Source organism: Rhodococcus sp. Z13_19A (assembly GCF_058133575.1).
On the sequence record NZ_JBYUNN010000001.1, the window covers coordinates 235,585 to 254,303 of the forward strand.

15 protein-coding genes are annotated in these 18,719 nt (G+C 73.8%); 5 read left to right on the top strand and 10 right to left on the bottom strand.

Annotated features, from left to right (window positions below; all coding sequences use genetic code 11):
- Positions 1 to 22: 22 nt before the first annotated feature.
- The 5 genes from glmM to AC3YNX_RS01140 form a co-directional block, all read right to left on the bottom strand.
- Positions 23 to 1,387, bottom strand: a complete 1,365-nt coding sequence (glmM, locus tag AC3YNX_RS01120) for a phosphoglucosamine mutase (protein WP_489994368.1) — start codon at positions 1,385 to 1,387, stop codon at positions 23 to 25.
- Positions 1,388 to 1,533: 146 nt separating this feature from the next.
- Positions 1,534 to 2,052: a 30S ribosomal protein S9 gene (gene rpsI / locus AC3YNX_RS01125; protein WP_241249020.1), complete on the bottom strand. Its 519-nt coding sequence runs from the start codon at positions 2,050 to 2,052 to the stop codon at positions 1,534 to 1,536.
- The gene (gene rplM / locus AC3YNX_RS01130; RefSeq protein ID WP_127783950.1) at positions 2,049 to 2,492 is read right to left on the bottom strand and encodes a 50S ribosomal protein L13; all 444 of its coding nucleotides are present in this window, start codon (positions 2,490 to 2,492) and stop codon (positions 2,049 to 2,051) included. Before rplM ends, rpsI begins: the two co-directional genes overlap by 4 nt.
- A gap of 319 nt (positions 2,493 to 2,811) precedes the next feature.
- Positions 2,812 to 3,105, bottom strand: a complete 294-nt coding sequence (locus tag AC3YNX_RS01135) for a WXG100 family type VII secretion target (RefSeq protein ID WP_127783951.1) — start codon at positions 3,103 to 3,105, stop codon at positions 2,812 to 2,814.
- A 103-nt stretch (positions 3,106 to 3,208) separates the two neighbouring features.
- The gene (locus AC3YNX_RS01140) at positions 3,209 to 3,520 is read right to left on the bottom strand and encodes a WXG100 family type VII secretion target (RefSeq protein WP_127783952.1); all 312 of its coding nucleotides are present in this window, start codon (positions 3,518 to 3,520) and stop codon (positions 3,209 to 3,211) included.
- Positions 3,521 to 3,811: 291 nt separating this feature from the next.
- On the opposite strand from AC3YNX_RS01140, the gene AC3YNX_RS01145 reads away from it, so the two are divergent.
- A complete protein-coding gene (locus AC3YNX_RS01145; RefSeq protein ID WP_489994369.1) occupies positions 3,812 to 4,669 on the top strand; it encodes a DUF5995 family protein in 858 nt (285 codons plus the stop codon).
- 7 nt (positions 4,670 to 4,676) lie between these two features.
- On the opposite strand, the gene AC3YNX_RS01150 is transcribed toward AC3YNX_RS01145, so the two are convergent.
- A complete protein-coding gene (locus AC3YNX_RS01150; protein ID WP_489994370.1) occupies positions 4,677 to 6,380 on the bottom strand; it encodes a type VII secretion-associated protein in 1,704 nt (567 codons plus the stop codon).
- Positions 6,377 to 10,387, bottom strand: coding sequence for a type VII secretion protein EccCa (gene eccCa / locus AC3YNX_RS01155; protein ID WP_489994371.1), 4,011 nt, complete (start codon positions 10,385 to 10,387; stop codon positions 6,377 to 6,379). Before eccCa ends, AC3YNX_RS01150 begins: the two co-directional genes overlap by 4 nt.
- 237 nt (positions 10,388 to 10,624) lie before the next feature.
- Between eccCa and eccD the strand changes: the two genes are divergently transcribed.
- Entirely contained in the window at positions 10,625 to 12,052 is a 1,428-nt protein-coding gene (gene eccD, locus AC3YNX_RS01160; protein ID WP_489994372.1) for a type VII secretion integral membrane protein EccD, read from the top strand.
- Entirely contained in the window at positions 12,049 to 13,512 is a 1,464-nt protein-coding gene (mycP, locus tag AC3YNX_RS01165) for a type VII secretion-associated serine protease mycosin (RefSeq protein ID WP_489994373.1), read from the top strand. The genes eccD and mycP overlap by 4 nt, the downstream gene beginning before the upstream one ends.
- On the opposite strand, the gene eccB is transcribed toward mycP, so the two are convergent.
- Positions 13,509 to 15,032 (bottom strand): type VII secretion protein EccB, encoded by a 1,524-nt coding sequence (gene eccB / locus AC3YNX_RS01170; protein ID WP_489994374.1) that lies wholly within the window; start codon positions 15,030 to 15,032, stop codon positions 13,509 to 13,511. The genes mycP and eccB overlap by 4 nt on opposite strands.
- Positions 15,033 to 15,189: 157 nt before the next feature.
- On the opposite strand from eccB, the gene eccE reads away from it, so the two are divergent.
- Positions 15,190 to 16,482, top strand: coding sequence for a type VII secretion protein EccE (eccE, locus tag AC3YNX_RS01175; protein ID WP_489994375.1), 1,293 nt, complete (start codon positions 15,190 to 15,192; stop codon positions 16,480 to 16,482).
- Positions 16,479 to 17,258, top strand: a complete 780-nt coding sequence (locus AC3YNX_RS01180) for a hypothetical protein (protein ID WP_489994376.1) — start codon at positions 16,479 to 16,481, stop codon at positions 17,256 to 17,258. The genes eccE and AC3YNX_RS01180 overlap by 4 nt, the downstream gene beginning before the upstream one ends.
- 24 nt (positions 17,259 to 17,282) lie before the next feature.
- Here the strand turns inward: AC3YNX_RS01180 and truA are convergent, their stop codons facing one another.
- Positions 17,283 to 18,083, bottom strand: coding sequence for a tRNA pseudouridine(38-40) synthase TruA (truA, locus tag AC3YNX_RS01185; protein WP_489994962.1), 801 nt, complete (start codon positions 18,081 to 18,083; stop codon positions 17,283 to 17,285).
- A gap of 61 nt (positions 18,084 to 18,144) precedes the next feature.
- Positions 18,145 to 18,714 (bottom strand): 50S ribosomal protein L17, encoded by a 570-nt coding sequence (rplQ, locus tag AC3YNX_RS01190; RefSeq protein WP_489994377.1) that lies wholly within the window; start codon positions 18,712 to 18,714, stop codon positions 18,145 to 18,147.
- Between the last annotated feature and the right edge of the window lie 5 nt (positions 18,715 to 18,719).

Here is an 18,719-nt window from a genome sequence, read left to right on the forward strand (position 1 = left end):
ACGCGGTTCCGGTGCTGGAGCGCTAGACGGCGCGCACCTGCGCTGCGAGGGCCTCGGCCACCCGCTGGGCGGTCTCTGCGGTGGGGGCCTCCACCATGACCCGGACCAGCTGTTCGGTGCCGGAGGGACGCAGCAGCACCCGGCCGGTGTCGCCGAGCTCAGCCTCGGCCGCCGCGACCGCCGCCTCGACCTGGGGGTCGCGGCTGACGGCGGCCTTGTCCGCGACCTTCACGTTGACCAGCACCTGCGGCAGCACCTGCAGCACACCGGCCAGCTCGGCCAGCGACGAGCCCGTGCGCACCATCTGCGCCATCAGGTGCAGCGCCGTGAGAGTGCCGTCACCGGTGGTGGCGTGGGCGGGCAGCACCACGTGCCCGGACTGCTCACCGCCCAGCGCGAAGCCACCGCTGCGCAGCTCCTCCAGCACGTAGCGGTCGCCCACGCCCGTCGTGCGCACGGCGATCCCGGCCTCGCGCATGGCCAGGTGCAGTCCGAGGTTGCTCATCACCGTGGCCACCAGGGTGGCCTCGGTCAGCGTGCCGGCGTCGCGCATGGCGATCGCCAGGATGGCCAGGATCGCGTCGCCGTCCACCACTGCACCGGTGGCGTCCACGGCCAGGCAGCGATCTGCGTCACCGTCGTGGGCCACCCCCAGGTCGGCCCCGTGCGTGACCACCGCACGCTGCAGGTCCTCCAGGTGGGTCGAGCCACACCCGTCGTTGATGTTCAGCCCGTCCGGCTCGGCGTGGATGGCGATCACCTCGGCGCCGGCGCGTCGGTACGCCTCCGGAGCCACCGCGAAGGCCGCGCCGTTGGCGCAGTCCACCACCACCCGCAGGCCGGCGAGGCTGCCGTCGGTGGCCTGCAGCAGGTGCGCCAGGTAGCGCTCGTCGGCGTCGGCCAGGTCACGGACCCGGCCGATGCGTGCGCCGACGGGTCGCTCGTAGGAGAGCCCGACGTGCTGCTCGACCTGGTCCTCCACCCGGTCGTCCAGCTTGTGGCCGCCGGCGGAGAACAGCTTGATGCCGTTGTCGGGCATGGCGTTGTGGGAGGCCGAGATCATCACGCCGAGATCCGCGCCGGCGTCGGCCACCAGGTGGGCCAGGGCGGGAGTCGGCAGCACGCCAGCCCGCAGGACGTCGGCTCCTGCCGCCGTGAGGCCCGCGGTGACCGCAGCCTCCAGCATCTCCCCGCTCGCCCGGGGGTCACGTCCGACCACCGCGACCGGACGGTGGTCCAGCCCGGACTCGCGCAGCACCCGGGCCGCCGCCTCGGCCACCCGCAGGGCCAGCTCCGCCGTGAGAGTGGAGTTGGCCTCGGCGCGGATGCCGTCGGTGCCGAACAGGCGTGCCGCCGGGTTCTCGGTGACGGGGGGAGCTTCGGACACTGCACAACCTCCTGGTGCGACGGCCTGGTTGCGACCGCCCCCGCGAGGCAGCCGCTGAACGCACAAGTGCAGGCGCCCGACAAAGCGGAGCGCCTGCACGTGTGGTGACGTTGTCGAGCCTCACCGGCCTCGCGGCCGGCTGTGGATCAACGCTTGGAGTACTGAGGCGCCTTGCGCGCCTTCTTCAGGCCGTACTTCTTGCGCTCGGTCATGCGCGGGTCACGCGTGAGGAAGCCAGCGCGCTTGAGCGCCGGACGGTCCTCGGGCTGGACCTCGATGAGCGCACGGGCGATGGCCAGGCGCAGGGCGCCGGCCTGACCCGAGGTGCCGCCGCCGGTGAGGCGGGCGTGCACGTCGAAGATCTCGGTGCGCTCGGCGACCACGAAGGGGTCGTTGATGAGCTGCTGGTGCACCTTGTTCGGGAAGTACTCGGAGAGCGACTTGCCGTTCAGGGTGTAGTTGCCGGTGCCGGGCACGAGGCGGATCCGAACAACGGCCTCCTTGCGGCGACCGACGGTCTGGACCGGACGGTCCATCACGATCGGGGCGGGGCGGGCAGCCACGGGCGCCGACTCAAAGGTCTCCGCGGTCTCGTCCACCTGCTCGACGACCACGTCGTCAGCGAACTCGGGCGTGCTCATCTGCTGCTCCTCCGGTGCCGTCACTGGGCAACCTGGGTGATCTCGAACGGGGTGGGCTTCTGGGCCGTGTGCGGGTGGTCGGGACCCGCGTAGACCTTGAGCTTGCTGATCATGGCCCGGCCGAGACGGTTCTTCGGCAGCATGCCCTCGATGGCCTTCTCGACCAAGCGGTCCGGCTGCTTCTCGATCATCTCGCCGACCGACCGGCGACGCAGGCCGCCCGGGTGACCGGAGTGGCGGTAGATGAACTTCGCGTCGCGCTTGTTGCCGCTCACGGCGATCTTCTCCGCGTTGACGATGACGACGAAGTCACCGGTGTCGACGTGCGGCGCAAAGATCGGCTTGTGCTTTCCGCGCAACAGGGTTGCCGCTTGAGTCGCCAGGCGACCGAGCACCACGTCAGTGGCGTCGATGACGTGCCAGGTACGGGTGACGTCACCGGCCTTGGGGCTGTACGTACGCACAGGACTTCCTCGTCTTCTCGGGTGGTGCAGGTCTGACGGTGCGGCTGGGCTGGTACCCGGTGGCCGAAGCCGGCCGGGTGTCGGCCAACCGGTCGGGAACGACCGGGGCTCGTGCACCTGGGCCAGTGAAGCAGCCTCAGGTACAGCGCTCCGCACGCCGACCTCAGACGATACCGTCCCGGGTCCCCATGGGTCAAAAGGGCCCTGCCCGTGCTGGTGAGAGCCCCCTCGCGGTTGGCTGACACGCGGACACCCCACGACTGTAGCGCCGTGGGGTGTCCGGGTCGTCGGAGCGTCGAGGAGCTGTCCGTGGGCCTGCTCAGCCGCCGAAGGACTTGCTGACCTGACCGTCCTTGACCTGCATGTCCTCGTTGCCGCGGGAGACGGCCTGGCTGATCTGGGCGAGCACCATGTTCAGGTCCGCGGCCGCCTGGTCCCACTTCGCCTTCTGGGCGAGGTAGGCAGCGGAGCCGGAACCCTCCCAGCGGCTCTCGATGTCGCGCAGGGCGGCCTTGAGGTCGTCCAGCTGGCCGTTCATGGCCCGGCTCGACGTGGCGATCTCCGCACTGGCGGTGTCGATGGCCCCGTGGTTGTACTTGATCAAACCGCTCATCTGGTCCTCCTGGGTAAGTGCTGCGGGTCAGTGGGGTGGTGCCGGCCGGACCCCAGTGGCGGGGCGGCCAGGTGCTGCTGGTGAGCCGGGCGGAACGGCCGGATCAGAGGTTGAGGGAGCTGCCCACGCTGTTGATCGAGCTGACGTGGTCCTGCTGGGTGGCGTCGAAGCCCTTGCCCGCGGCGGCCAGGTTGTCGCTGATGGCCAGCAGCGCCTCGTTGAGCTTCTTGGCGTCAACGTCCCAGCGCTCCATGAGGGCCCCGAAGGCGCGCTGGGCGTCGCCGGCCCACGACGCGCTGATGCCGGAGACGGTGCCGCGCAGCTTGCTGAGCTCGCCCTGCACCTGCTGGGCGGTGTCCTGAGCCTTGCTCGACGCGGTGGCCAGCTCTTCCGGTGTTGCGACAGTTGCGGACATGCGGATCCTCCTGGAGTAGTTCGCCTCGGGTTGCGGTGACCGGCACCCGGCGGCGCTGGCCTTGCTGTTGGCAACCACTACGACGCAGGGGCTTCGCGGAACGGTTCCCGCCGTCTCCGAGAACGTGTCAAGTCGGTTGCTTCTGCAAATCACTCGGAAGCTGGTCCGCCGCAACGTTGTCCGGAACAGCCTCCTGGGCGCCCGATCCGGGGCGTTACTCTCTGTGACGCCCGACCACGCCGCACCTCTGGTTGGGGACCCACCACGCTCGTCGTCAAGGAGGAACTTCTCGTGCGCAAGGCCTCGAAGATCGCCGGCATCACCCTGGCCCTGGCGGTGCTCGCGCCGCCAGCAGCCGCCGTCGCCGGACCTTCGGCCGCACCCGCCGGGCCGGCCAGCTCGTCGGTGTGCCGGGTCGACTTCGCCGCCGAGCAGCAGCAGCGCCTGGTCACGCTCACCGACACCTCCACCCTCACCGGCATCGAGGACGCCAGGGCGCGGGTGGGCGAGCTGGTCCAGCGCCTCACCGACGCCGGTGACTACCGCGGCACCTTCGCGGTCGTCTACCAGGAGATCCTGGACAAGACGATTCCCGCGCTGGACGACGGCACCTTCGCCGACCCGGCCTGGGCACGCGCGCTGTCGGTGCACTTCGTGGCCACCTACCTGGACAACTTCCACCGCCACCTCACTGGCGGCCAGCCCACGCCGTACTGGCATGCGTACTACGACCTGACGGCACAGTGCGACCGCAGCCCCGGACGCATCGTCTCCGAGGGCATCGCCACCCACCTGGTGGTGGACTTCCCCCAGTCGCTGGTGGCGGTGGACACCAAGCACGCGCACCTGCGCGACTACGTGGTGTACGGCGAGTCCCTGGTCGCCGCCGCTCCGTCGATCGTCGAGCGCATGCGCTCGGTCTACGGAGTGGACCTGGAGCCGTTCTTCCAGCTGTGGCTGGTGGGCGACGTCTTCGGCCAGACGCAGACCACGACGGCGCTGTTCCAGTCCGTTCGCGCCGTGGCCTGGGCCAACAGCATCGGCCTGAAGAGCCCGCTCACCCGAGCTCTCACCACGGCCAAGATCGACGGGACCTGGCGCGCCGCGGGAGTGGTGCTGGACGGCCTGGAGGCCGCGCACAAGATCTGAGCCCCGCTCAGCCCTGGCCCACCCGCACGGTGCGCACCGCCTGCGTGCACGCCGCGTCCAGGGTGGAGTCACCAGGAGCGTGCAGACAACCCACGCTCACCTGGGTGCCCTGCTGCACCAGCACGTACCAGTCCACGACGGCACCGTCGGGGCGCAGCTCCCGGTAGGACGTCACCGCCCGGTCGGCGTAGCGGGTGTCGGCCGCGAAGTCGGCGTACTGCTTGCCAGCCCGCTGCTCCACCGCCAGCTGTTGCTGCAGCGCGGTGGCCAGCTCGGCCTGGCTCAGCGAGGTGCCGACGGTGATCTGCACCAGCAGGATGCGCTGTGGCTCCGGCGGGGTGCCGGTGGGAGTGAGCTCCAGGCGAGTACGAGTCGTGCTCTCACCCCGGTAGGACTCCTGCCAGTCGACGGGCACGGTCATGGTGGCGCGACCGGAGGCCACCACCTGGGTGGTCGGTGCCGTCGGGCGCTGGGCCACCAGCACCGCCCCCACCGCACCCGCGGCCAGGACGAGCACCGCGGCTGCCACCACGCGCCGCCTCCGGCGCCGGGCCCGCCGCCGCCCGGCACGGCTGTCGTCCACCGCACCGAACACCGGCCGGTCCGTGGCCGACCGGGCCCGCTCGGGCACCCTCTCTGCGGTGTTCTCGGGCTCCGGGGGAGCTGCCCGCAGCGCCCCGCGGGCCACCGACGTCTCCGGGTGCTCGGTGGTGCGCGGCAGCACACCGAGCCGCTGGTGGATCCGGGAGGCGACCAGCGGCGTGCGCGAGGCACCGCCCACCAGCAGCACCTCGGCGCGGCAGCCGCCACGGCGGTCCACTGCGCCCGCCTGGCGCAGGGCGTCCTCGAGCAGGTCCACCACGGCATCCACCCGGTGGCCGATCAGCCGCTCCAGGTCGGCGCGGGTGAGGTGGCCGTCCAGCAGCCCACCGGGCAGCGGGACGTCGGCGTAGGAGTGGCGGGAGAGGCTCTCCTTGGCGGTCCGCACGTCGGCGCGCAGCGCCAGGTAGCGCTGCCGCGGCCCCAGCCCGCTGCCCCGCAGCACCGCGTCCCAGCGGGGCCGCTGCTGCGGGGTGACTCGCCGGCCCAGCTCGGCCAGCAGCAGCAGGTCGATCTCCGCGCCTGCCAGAGCTCCGTCCGTGCGGGTGGTGAGCACCCGGTAGCCGGTGGCACCACCCTCCAGGACCGCGACGTCCGTGCTGCCGGCCCCGACGTCCACCACCGCCACGAGCGCACCGGTGCGTGGCGGCTCGTGGGCCAGGGCCGCCGCCACGGGTTCGGGCACGGCCACCACCCGCGGCGCCAGGCCCTGCGCTGCCGAGGTGAGGACCTCCAGCCGCACCGGGCCCCACTCGGCGGGGTGGGTCAGCACCAGCACGTCCACCGGCTCGCCGTCGGCCGCGGCCACGGCCTCTCGCACCGCCCTGGCCAGCACCGCGGCCAGCGCCCGCCGCACCGGCACCACCTGCTCGCCCAGCAGCAGCGAGTCCTCGTCGATGCGTCGCACGGGTGTCGGCTCGTAGCGAGCCGGGTTCAGCGCCGCCTGACCATCCGCCTCCGCCCCCACGAACAGCGCGTGCCCGTCGGCGTACACCGCGCTGGACATCGTGGGTGCCCCGTCGATCGGCACGATCCGGGCGGGCTCACCGTCCACCGAGATGGCCACGCAGGTGGAGGCACTGCCCAGGTCCACGGCCACCGCGAGGCTCATTGCGGTGGCAACCACGCCAGCTGGACCAGCCGCTGACCCAGCTTGCGGCTCACCAGCACCCCACGCCCGGGCGGCTGCGCGGAGGGCTTGACCGTGCCGACCAGGGCGCCCTCGTCCCGGCTGCCGCTCATCACCAGACCCGGTGAGGCGAGGTCGCGCAGCCGGGCGATGACGGGGTCGTACAGCGCTCGCGCGGCTCCGCCGCTGCGTCGGGTGACCACGAGGTGCAGGCCGACGTCCTTGGCCTGGGCGAGCAGGTCGACCAGTGGGCTCAGCGGGTTGCCGCTGCCGGTGGCCACCAGGTCGTAGTCGTCCACCACGACGTAGATCTCCGGCCCGCTCCACCACGAGCGGTCACGCAGCTGCTCCTGGGTGACCGAGCTGTCCGGCATGCGCGCGTTGAGGTACACCACGATCTCGTTGATCATGTCGGTGAGCACCGCTGCGGAGGCGGCGTAGCCGGCCAGGTGGTCACCAGACACCACGCCCAGCAGCGTCCGCCGGTAGTCGGCGACGATGAACTTGGCCTGCTTGGGCGTCGTCCGGGCCATCACCTGGGTGCACAGGCTGCGCAGCAGGGCGGTCTTGCCCGACTCGCTGTCGGCAAAAACCAGCAGGTGCGGCTCCGCCGCGAAGTCCAGGTAGGCCGGCGCCAGCTCGTCCTCGTCGATGCCGATGGGGATGCGCATCGGGTCGCGCGGGTCCTGCTCGGTCGCGGCGAGCAGCGCCTCGAAGGGATAGCGCTCCGGCAGCATCCGCACCGGCGGGGCCGGGCGCCCGGGCCAGGCCTCGGTGAGGCGGGCCGCGGCGTCGGCGATGCCGGCGGTGAGGTCGTCAGCCTGCGCACGGGAGTCCACCCGCGGCAGCGCGACGAGCATCTGCAGCTTGTCCCGGGACAGGCCGCGACCAGGCCGGCCCTGCGGCACGTTGGCAGCCACCCGCCGGTCCACGTCGGACTCCGACGGGTCGCCCAGGCGCAGCTCCACCCGAGTGCCGAGCAGGTCCTTCAGCGCGGGGCGGATCTCGGCCCAGCGGGCGCTGGCCACCACCAGGTGCACGCCGTAGGACAGCCCCTGTGCCGCCAGCGTCATCACCGACTGCTCGAGGCTCTCGAACTCGGTCTTGAACGCCAGCCAGCCGTCGATCACCAGGAACACGTCGCCGAAGGGGTCCTCGGCGGTCACCGGGAGCTCGCCCCGACGCCGGCGGGCCCGGAACTCGGCCATCGAGTCGATGCCGAGGTCGCGGAAGCGCTGCTCGCGGCGGCGCACCAGGCCGGTCAGCTCGGCCACGGTGCGCCGCACCCGGTCGGCGTCGAGCCGGCCGGCCACCGAGCCCACGTGCGGCAGGGCCGCCATCGGCCCGAGGGTGCCGCCGCCGAAGTCCAGGCAGTACAGCTGCACCTCCGCCGGGGTGTGGGTGAGCGCCAGCGCCAGCATGAACGTGCGCAGCGCGGTGGACTTGCCGGTCTGTGGTCCGCCCAGCACCGCCATGTGGCCCTGACCGCCGGAGAGGTCCACCCACAGCTGGTCGCGCCGCTGCTCGAAGGGCTTGTCCACGATGCCGATGGGCACGGTGAGCCGGCCGTTGCCGAAGAAGCCCACCGGGCTCAGCCCCCGGTCGGGGGTGGCCGCCAGCGGGGGTAACAGCTGGTCCAGGGTGGGCGAGACCTCCAGCGGGGGCAGCCACACCTCGTGCGCGGCCGGGCCCTGCCCCTCCAGGCGACGCACCACCACGTCCAGCAGGGTGTCCTCCACACCGGACTCGGGCACCGGTGCCGGGGCGCCCGGCAGCGCCGGCTCGGCGAGCACCGGCTCCACGGCGTCGGGCTCGGTGCGCTCCGGACCGAACCAGCGGGGGCGGCGGGTGGCGGTCACCGGCGCGGTGACCGCCGGCTGGCCATTGTCGGCAGCACGGTAGGGCCCGGAGACGTAGGCGGCCTTGAAGCGCACCAGGGTGGAGGTGTCCAGCTTCAGGTAGCCCGACCCGGGGATGCTGGGCAGCTCGTAGGCGTCCGGGACGCCGAGCACCGTGCGCGACTCCGACGCGGAGAACGTCTTGAGCCCGATGCGGTAGGACAGGTGGCTGTCCAGCCCGCGCAGCTTGCCCTCCTCCAGCCGCTGGCTGGCCAGCAGCAGGTGCATCTGCAGCGAGCGGCCCAGCCGGCCGATGGCCACGAACAGGTCCGCGAAGTCGGGCTTCTGGCTGAGCAGCTCAGAGAACTCGTCCACCACGATGAACAGCGCGGGCAGCGGGTCGAGGTTGGCCCCGTTCTCCCGGGCCCGCTCGTACTCCTTGACGTTGGCGAAGTTGCCGGCACTCTTGAGCAGCTCCTGGCGACGGTTCATCTCCCCGGCCAGAGCGTCCTTCATGCGGTCGACCATGGTCAGGTCGTCAGCCAGGTTGGTGATCACCGCCGCCACGTGCGGCGCGCTCTCCAGCCCCAGGAACGTCGCGCCACCCTTGAAGTCCACCAGGATGAGGTTGAGGGCGGACGAGGAGTGGGTGGTGATCATGCCCAGCACCAGGGTGCGCAGGAACTCCGACTTGCCCGAGCCGGTGGCGCCGATGCACAGGCCGTGCGGTCCCATGCCCTCCTGGGCGGACTCCTTGATGTCCAGCTCCACCGGCTCCCCGTTCTCGCCGATCCCCACCGGGACCCGCAGGCGGTCGCGCAGCGGACGGGGGCGCCAGGCCTGGGCCACGTCGAAGGTCATGGCGTCGGGCAGGCCCAGCAGGTCCAGGAAGCCCACGTTGGACAGCAGCGGGTCCTCCCCGCTGTCCGCACCGCCGGCGCCGAGCCGGTAGGGGGCCAGCCGTCGGGCCAGCGCCTCGACCTGGGCGACGCTCATCGCGTCGGGATCGGCAAAGCGCTCCACCCCGGCAGCGCTGCGGGCGCCGACACCCTCCGCGGTGACCACCAGGCGCAGGCCTCGGCGCGAGGCGAGCGTGCCCAGGCAGGCAGAGAGGTCGAGCAGGGTGACCGCGGCCAGACCCTCCTCCAGCAGGACGTGCTCGGTGCCGGTGACGTCGCCACCGTCCACCACCACCACCAGCTGCGGCTGGTCGGGCACGGGCGCGGCGTTGCGGCTGAAGCGGCCGCGGTCGGCCAGCACCTCCTGCAGCGACTCCTCCAGCTCGGCCAGCGAAGAAAACAGCATCCGCTCCGACCCCAGCGCGTCGGTGCGGTGCGGGTTCTGGGCGTGCGGGAGCCACTTCACCCACTCCCACTCGGCGCGCTGGACCCGGCCGGCGACCACGGCCACCAGCACGTCCTCCGGCGAGTGGAAGGTGACCAGCTGGGCCAGCATCGCCCGGGTCAGCGCCCGCGCGGCGTCCTCGTCGCCGCCCACCTCCACGGCCGCGAAGCCGCCCACCGAGATGGCGATGGGCAGCTCGCTGACCACCGAGTGCGCCCGCACGAAGCGGCGCAGCGCCACCGTGGCGATCGGCTCGAGCTCCTCCACCGGCCCGGTCTGCGGCGGCACCAGCTGGGTGGCCAGCCGCTGGTGGCCGCGGCCCACTCGCACGTGGCAGAAGTCGGCGTCACTGGTGCGGCGCTCCCACATCCGCCGGGTGCGCACCATCGAGGACAGCGCCTCGGGATCGGGGTGCACCCACTCCAGGCCGGCACGCTGGTCGTTGCCGGCCTGGCGCGCTCGGCCCCGCATCTGGCCCAGGTAGCGCAGGTAGTCCTTGCGGTCCTCGTTCATCTCGGCCTTGCGCTGGCCCCCGCTGCGCCCGCCGCCGCCGGCGAACATTCCCACCATGGACATCAGCATCATCATCGGGAACAGCAGCGACGCCGGGTTGAGACCTCCACCGGAGGTGATCAGCAGGGCGACCATGCCCACCACGGCCACCACCATGACCACCGGCATGAGCTTCATCAGCAGCCCACCGGGGACGAGGCGAGGCACCTCCGGCGGCGGCTCCAGGTGCACCTCGCCGCCCGGGGTCCGGGGAGCGCTCATCCGCGCCGCGCGGCGAAACTGGATGGTGCTCACCGTCGCAACTCCCCCCAGATGGCGTTCGGGCCAATTCGTGACGAACCCCGCCGAGCACCGCCAGTCGCAGCCATAATAGGGCCGCGCAGGGTCCCCGCGAGCCGTATCGTCACAACGAGTCGTCCACTGTGCACGCTCCGTTTGCACTCGGGGACAACTGACTCGAGCGAGAGCCGATCTCGACGACGCACCGGACGGGGCCGCCGCGGGCGCGGACCAGGACGAGGAGACCCACCAGTGACGGCAGTGGCACCAGCACCCGGGAGCACCGTCTCCCCCACCCCGCCGGGCGCGCCCGCAGCCACGGGGGCGGCGTACACCCGCACCACCGTGCTGGCCCCGCGCACCCGGATCGACGTGGCGCTGCCCTCCGACGTCGCGGTGGCCGACCTGTTGCCCATGCTGCTGGACATGGGCCGTGCCACCACCGCCGACGGCGGCGCCCCGCACGGCGGCTGGTGCCTGGCCCGCGTGGCGCAGGGCCCGCTGGACCCCACCCGTACGCTGGCCGCCCAGGGCGTGCTCGACGGTGAGCTGCTGCAGCTGCGCAAGCGCTCGGAGTCACCGCCGCCACCCCTCTACGACGACGTGATCGACGCGGTGGCGCTGAGCGCGCCGGACGGCTACCGGCCGTGGACCGCCCAGACCGCTCGCGCGCTGGGCGCGGGAACCACGCTGCTGGCCCTGCTGGCCGCCACCGTGGCGCTGTACCTCGCCGGTCCGGGCACCGGCGAGGCGATCGCGGCCGCTGGTGCCGCTGTGGTCCTCGTGGCGGTGGCCGCCGTGGTGGCCCGGGTCTACCGGGACCGCCGGAGCGCGGTGGTGATCGGGGTGGGGGCGCTGCCGCTGGGCGCCCTGGCCGGGCTGTTCGCGGTGCCCGGCGAGCTGGGCCGCCCACACCTGCTGCTGGCCTGCGTGGTGGCGGCCGTGCTGGCCACCGCCGCGCTGGCGCTGACCGCCACCGGGGTCACCCCCTTCGTGGCCGTCATCGTCGCGGGCCTGCTGGGGGCCGGGGCCAGCGTGGTCGCCGTGCTGGTGGCCCACCCGCAGTGGGGCATCGGCGCCGGGATGGCCGCCGCTGCGCTGGTCGGTCTGTCCGTGGCGCCACGGCTGACCATCCACCTGGCTCGCCTGCCACTGCCCTCGGTGCCGATCTCGGCCCAGGAGCTCAACCAGGACGACGACACCGAGTTCCCCGACGGCGCCAGCATCGAGCGCCAGGCCGCGCTGGGCCACCAGTACCTGTCCGGCCTGGTGATCGGGCTCGGCGTCACCGCCGGCGCCGGGGCGCTGCTGGCCGCCGAGCAGGGCCGGTTCGGGGTGGCCTTCGCCATCGTCGTGGCCGCCGTGCTGATGCTGCGGGCCCGCACCTACGCCAACGGCACGCAGGCGGTGTCCCTGCTGCTGGCCGGCACCGCCACCAGTGCCGGGCTGGTCGTCGGGTGGCTGTGCACCGGCGAGCAGCGGACCCTCGGTACATGGGTCTTCGCCACCTGCCTGCTGCTGGCCGCCGCCGCGCTGGTGCTCGGCGTGGTGTTCCCCCGCCAGCGGTTCTCCCCGGTGCTGCGGCGCACGGTCGAGCTGGTCGAGGCCGTGCTCATCGCGGTGGTGCTGCCGCTGGCCCTGGCGGTGATGGACCTCTACTCCACGATGCGGCACCTGTGACGCGACGTGCGCGCCGCTGCTCGGCTGCCGTGGCTGCCTCGGCGGTCGTGCTGACGCTGGGCTCCCCCGCCGCGCTAGCCCCACCGGTCCTTGCCCAGCCGGCACCCACCCCCACCCCGTCGCCCAGCTACACCGCGCCGGCCCCGCCCGACCCGTTGATCACGCCGACTGCGCTGCCGATCGCCCCGGACGCCCCCACCGTCCGGACGAACGTGGCGTGCGTGCAGGCCGCCCCGGGCACGGCCGGGTCGACCATCGCTGCGGTGCCGTGGGGCCAGAGCCAGCTGCGCTTCGAGGACGCGTGGGCCCTGAGCACCGGTGCGGGCGTGCCGGTGGCCGTGATCGACACCGGGGTGAACGCCCACCCCCGGCTGGCCGGCCGGCTGGCCCCGGGCGGCGACTACGTCTCCGACAGCCAAGGTCTCACCGACTGCGACGGCCACGGCACGATCGTCGCGGGGATCATCGCGGCATCGGTGGACACCACCGAGCAGACCGGTTTCGCCGGGGTGGCACCGGGCGCCACGATCATCAGCATCCGCCAGTCGAGCAAGTACTACGAGACGGTGGGCCAGCAGGGCTCGGGCACCGTCGGCTACGGCAACCTCAACACCCTGGCCCGCTCGGTGACGCGAGCGGTGGAGCTGGGCGCACGGGTCATCAACATCTCCGAGGCGGCCTGCGCCCCGGCGAACGTGCGCCTGCAGGACAGTGCCCTCGGGGCGGCCCTGCGCCAGGCCGCCGACCGCGACGTGGTGGTGGTCGCCGCGGCCGGCAACACCGGTGCCGGCTCGGCGGGGGCCTGCCAGACGCAGAACTCCACGTCGCCCAGCCAGCCCGGGGTGGCCGGCCGGTCCGCGGTCGCCACCATCGTCAGCCCCGCCTGGTACAGCGACTCCGTGCTCACCGTGGGGGCCGTCGCCGAGGACGGCAGCCCGTCCGACTTCAGCCTGGCCGGGCCGTGGGTCGGGGTGGCTGGCCCGGGAGAGGACATCACCTCGCTGGACCCCGCCCCCGGCGCCACCGGGCTGACCAACCGGCTCGCCGAGCCCCCGGGCCTGAAGCTGGCCCCCATCCAGGGGACCAGCTTCGCAGTGCCCTACGTCGCCGGCACGGCAGCACTGGTGCGGGCCCGGTTTCCCAACCTCTCCGCCAAGCAGGTCGTGGCCCGGATCAAGGCCACCGCACGCACCCCCTCCGGCGGCTGGACGCCCCAGGTCGGCCACGGCGTGGTGGACCCGGTGGCCGCAGTCGCCGACGTGCTGCCCGAGGAGGTCTCGGCCCAGTCCGCCAGCACCAGCACCACCCAGCTCAGCGCGCCGCCGCCGGCGCCGGCGCCCGACCACACGGCCCGGACGGTGGCCTTCGTGGGCTCGGCCACCGCACTGGCCCTGGTGCTCATCACCTTCGCGGTGCTCGACGCCGTGCGCCGGCACCGCCGCAACCAGCAGCCCGACTAGTCGCCGGGCAGCGGCACCGCGGACGGGTTGGGGTCGCCCGCCAGCCCGTCGTGGGCGAGCAGCGCGGCCTGCTGGCTCAGCTCGGGGCCGATGGGCAGCAGCGCCAGCACCTGCTTGGGCGCGAGGTCGACCCGGCTGCCCAGCCCCAGCACCTGTGCGGTCTCGACGTTGGGGATGCCGTAGCGCACCCCGGTGTCGCTGACCAGGAACAGCTCGCCGACGTCGGTGCCGGGGCTCACCGCCCGCACCAGCGCACCCTGGCCCGGGCGCAGGTACACCGAGTCCAGCTGCGGGCCCGGTCCGTCGGCCTGGGCCAGCGGCACCACCTGGGCCCCGGTGGGCACGGGCAGGCTGTCGCCGACGCGCACCGTGGGCTTGAGCGTGTGCGGCGCTGCTCCCGCGGCGGCCGGCTGCGGCTCGGTGCCCGTGCCGTCCCAGGACATGCAGGCCACCGGGGCGGTGTCGGCCTGCACCAGGGCGGGCATCCGGCTCGGCAGGTCGTCCACGGCCAACGTGGTCTGCGCGGTGGGCGGCACCCCCATCGCCGACGAGGAGACGGTGACCGGGTCCCCGGAGCTGGCGTACTGCAGCAACCGCGCCACCACGGGCGACACCGACTGCACCCCGTCGGCGAGGACCACGTACGACTGCTGGTCGGCTCCGCTGCTGACCTGCAGCACGGTGCCCACCACCGCGCTCGCCGGCAGCGCGTCCACCCCGGCGAAGCTGGGCCGCACCCCGGCGCCGGGCACCGTGGGCGGGCTGAGCTGCCCCACTGCGGGAATCGCGTTGAGCACGGCGGCGCTCATCGGCCGGGCGGTGGCGCCGTCGAGCTCCAGCGCCCGGGTCACCCGCTTGTCGGCCAGGTCGATGCGGGCCCGCCGCCCGTCCTGCACCAGGTAGGTGGCGCCCTCGGCGAAGCCGGGCTCGGGCGGGCCCTGCACCAGCAGCGCGCCGTCGGCGGGCACCGGTGGCGCGGTGACGCTGCCGGCGATGACCGTGGTGGTCGTGGTGGCGCTGGCCTGCTGGCTGGCGGACCGCGCGGTGGCGTCGGTGCTCAGGGTGTCGCAGACCGTCCAGGTGGCCTCCGGGCGGGCGTCCTCCCCCGGCAGCAGGGCGGGCGCCCCGGGGATGCCCAGCAGCGGCCCGCGCGGCAGGTCTGCCAGCGCGGCGGCGGACACCTCGCTGGGAGCGACGGCCTGGCCGACCACCAGCCGCGCCGAGGCCAGGTTCAGCACCGGGTGCAGCACACCCTCGAGCCGGACGTAGGTGGCAGCAGAGTCCTTGACCGTGACGATCGCCTGGTCACCCAGCCCACCGGCGGGACGGAACAGCGCGAAGAGGGCGAAGCCGGCCAGGCCGATGATGGCCAGCACCAGCCCGACCACCGTGGCCCGCACCTGGGTGCGCATCGGGTCGTGCAGCATCACCGCGTCCTTGCGGACCAGCGCGTGCTCCATCCGCCGCAGGATGAAGCGATAGGCCTGCACCTGCGACTTCGTCGTCGGTGTTGCCGCCATCGACCCTCCCCAGCCCCTCGGCGTTGTACGGTTGCCGACGATAACCCGGCGGCAGAACGCTGTTGTGCCCGTTGCGCACTACTGGCCCAAGCGGTTCCGCCAGAGTAGTGGGCACCTGGCCGTCGGCGGCGACCACGAGGCGGGAAGGGCCGAGCACATGAGCGCTACCCGCGGTGACGCTGCCGAGGGCGCTCCGGCACGCCACCGGAGCCGGCGCGCCGACGCCGGGCTCCGGCGCGCGCCGGTGGGCACCACGGTGGCCGGCCTCCCGCTGACCAACCTGGTGGTGGCAGAGGTGGGCGCCGCGGCGGCGCTGCTGGCGCTGGCGCTGTCCACCCGGCTGTGGCCGCTGGCGGCGCTGCTCGGCGTGGTCGCGCTCGCGCTGGCCGCCACCCGCCGACACGGCCGGTGGCTCACCCAGTGGGTGGTCATCCTGGTGCGCTTCGTGCTGCGCGGCCGCAGCCGCGCTGTCGAGCCGGCGGCGACGGACCCGAGCGTGACCGCCTCGCGCACCGACGCCGGTGCCCTGGCCGGTGCCGCCGACCCGCGGGTGGCCCTGCTGCGGCTGCTCGTGGACGACCTGGTGGTGGCCACCGGCACCGACCACGAGCAGCAGCCGATCGGACTCGCCTGGCACGACGGCACCTGGACGGCGACGGTGGCCATCGACCCGGTGCCCGCCATGGTCTCCGCGGTGGGCGCGCACACTGACATCCCCCTGCGCGGGCTGGCCGCCACCCTCGACGACCGCGGGGTGGTGCTGGACTCCATCGGCGTCATCTGGCACTGCTACCCCGCGAGCTCGCGCCTGCCCGCCAGCTCCGCCGCCGTGGCTGCCTACAACGAGGTGCTCGGCCCGCTGCCCGCGGTGGCTCAGCGCGCCACCTGGGTGACGGTGCGGCTGGACCCGCGGCGCTGCCCCTCGGCGGTGCAGATCCGCGGGGGCGGCGTGGCCGGGGCGCACCGGGCGCTGGTGGGCGCCGTGGCCCGGGTGCGCGGGGCGCTGGAGCAGGCGGGGCTCACCAGCCGGGTGCTCACCCGCGACGAGCTGCTGCGGGCGGCGGTGTCCGCCGCCGAGCTCGCTCCCGCCGCGGGGTCCAGCCAGGAGCTCCAGCTGCACGAGCACTGGCGCGGCGTGCGCACCGGCGACGTCGAGCACGCCAGCTTCACCATCGACGGGTGGCCCGCCGACGGCGCCAGCCTGGAGGCGCTCACCAGCGTGCGGGCGCTGTCCACCACCGTCGCGCTGGCCCTGCGCCCCGGTCCGGACGAGGACAGCGTCGGGGTGCGCGGGGTGGTGCGGGTGTCGGCCCGCAGCAGCGGTGAGCTGGCTGGCTCCCTCGAGCGCCTGCGGACGCTCAGCGCTACCACCGGGGTGGCGCTGAGCCCGCTGGACGGGCAGCAGGCCGCCGCAGTGGCGGCCACCCTGCCGGTGGGAGCGGGCGCATGAGCACCCACGGCGCAGAGCGGACGGGCCGGCGTGGCCAACCCGCAGCCGCGGGCATCGGCACCGAGTTCGTGCTCTCCCCCGAGGCCCTGAGCCGGCTCAGCCTCATCGGCGACCGCGGTGGCGTGGTGCTGGGCTCGGACCTGCGCGGGGGCGCGGTGCAGCTGCACCTGGTGCGGCCCGTGCCGTCCCGGCTGGCCCTGGTGGGCGGGCTCTACCTGGCGATGCAGCTGGTCTTGCGGGCCGCGGCCACCGGGGTGCTCGTGGTGGTGGCCACCGGGCGGCCCGCGGCGTGGCAACCGCTGCAGCAGGCCTTCGCCGACGTCGCCCCCGCCACGCCTGCAGCCGGTGCCGGCGCCGGTGCCCACGCGACGGGTGCTCCGCCGTCGCTGCAGCTGCGCGGGCTGCACCCCGGACCGCTGCCCCGGGCCAGCGAGGACGCTCCCGTGCTGGTGGTGCAGGACAGCGGGGCCGTGCCCCAGGAGCTCTACCCGACCCGCAGCCCGTGGCAGTCCACGGCCTACGTCCTCCCGTACCTGCACCCACAGGTGGGCGTGAACGCCACCGCCGCCGACCTCGTCCTGCTGCAGCGGCTGCCGGTGGGGCAGGCCCAGCTGGCGGGCCGGCTGTGGCGCCTGCCGCCCGGGGTGGTGGACGACCTCGCCGGGCTCACCGACGACGGTCTGATCGCGCTGGGCGCCAACCTGTTCCTCCCCATGCGCCTGGTCACCACGCCCAAGGAGGCGAGCCTCATCGGACCGGTCCGGCGCGGCGACTAGTCCTGCCGGGGCACCGCCAGCCGCCTAGCGCAGCGGCCCGCGCACGGCCCGCGTCGTCTGGGCCCGCGCGGCCAGCTCGTGCTCCGGCGGGTAGTCCACGCCCACCAGGCTCAACCCGTGCGCGGGGGCGACGGCGATGCTGCCGGAGCGCTGCGAGGCGGTGAGCAGCTCCAGCACCCAGTCGCGGTCGCGGCGGCCCTGCCCCACCGCGAGCAGGGCACCGACCAGGCTGCGCACCATGGAGTGGCAGAAGGCGTCCGCGCTCACCCGGGCCACCAGGACCCCGTCGGCCAGCTCGGACCAGTCCAGCCGCTCCAGCCCGCGCACGGTGCTCGCACCCTCGCGGTGGCGGCAGAAGGCGACGAAGTCGTGCACCCCCAGCAGCAGGGCGGAGGCCTCCCGGATGCGGTCCACGTCCAGCTCGTGCGGCCAGACCAGGGTGTCCCGGGCGCGCAGCGGCTCCGCACCCCACGGCGCGGTGGTGAGGCGGTAGGCGTAGTGCCGGCGCATGGCCGAGAAGCGGGCGTCGAACTCCGCGGGCACCTCCCGCAGCTCGCGGACCCGGACGTCGGTGGGCAGCAGCCGGGCGAGCCGGCGCACCAGGCGACCCAGCCCGTCCGGCACCGTCGCGGGGTCGAGGTCCACGTGGGCCACCTGCCCGGCGGCGTGCACGCCAGCGTCGGTGCGCCCGGCCACGGTGAGGGTGACCGGGGCGCGCAGCACGGTGGCCAGCGCCTCCTCGAGCACCCCGCACACCGTGCGCTGGCCAGGCTGGCGGGCCCAGCCGGCGAAGTCGGTGCCGTCGTAGGCGATGTCCAGGCGCACGCGCACGAGCCCGCCACCCCGGTGCGGGGTGGCGGGCTCAGGTGCTACGACGTCAGGGACGTCAGGACTTGTCAGCGTCCCTGTCCTCGGTGTCCAGCGCGGCGGGCGCGACGTCGTCGACGTCGGTCCCGGCGCCATCGGTGGGCACGTCGCCGCCGGTCTCGGGCTCAGCAGCCTCCGGCTCGGCAGCGGAGTCGGTGTCCACGTCGGAGACCGTCTCGGCGGGCTTGGTGGCCGCGACCCGACGGGCCCGGTCGGCCTCGGAGGTGACCGTCTTGTCCTGCAGCAGCTCGATGATCGCCATGGGGGCGTTGTCGCCCTTGCGCGGGATCGTCTTGATGATGCGGGTGTAGCCACCGTCACGCTCGGCGAAGAACGGGCCGATGTCGGCGAACAGGCTGTGCACGACGTCCTTGTCGCGGATCACCTTCATGACCTCGCGACGGTTGTGCAGGTCACCGACCTTCGCCTTGCTGATCAGCTTCTCGGCGTAGGGGCGCAGGCGCTTGGCCTTGGCCTCGGTGGTGGTGATGCGCCCGTGCGTGAACAGCGAGGTCGCCAGGTTGGCGAGCATCAGCCGCTGGTGGGCCGGCGACCCGCCGAGACGGGCACCCTTGGTGGGCTTGGGCATTGTGG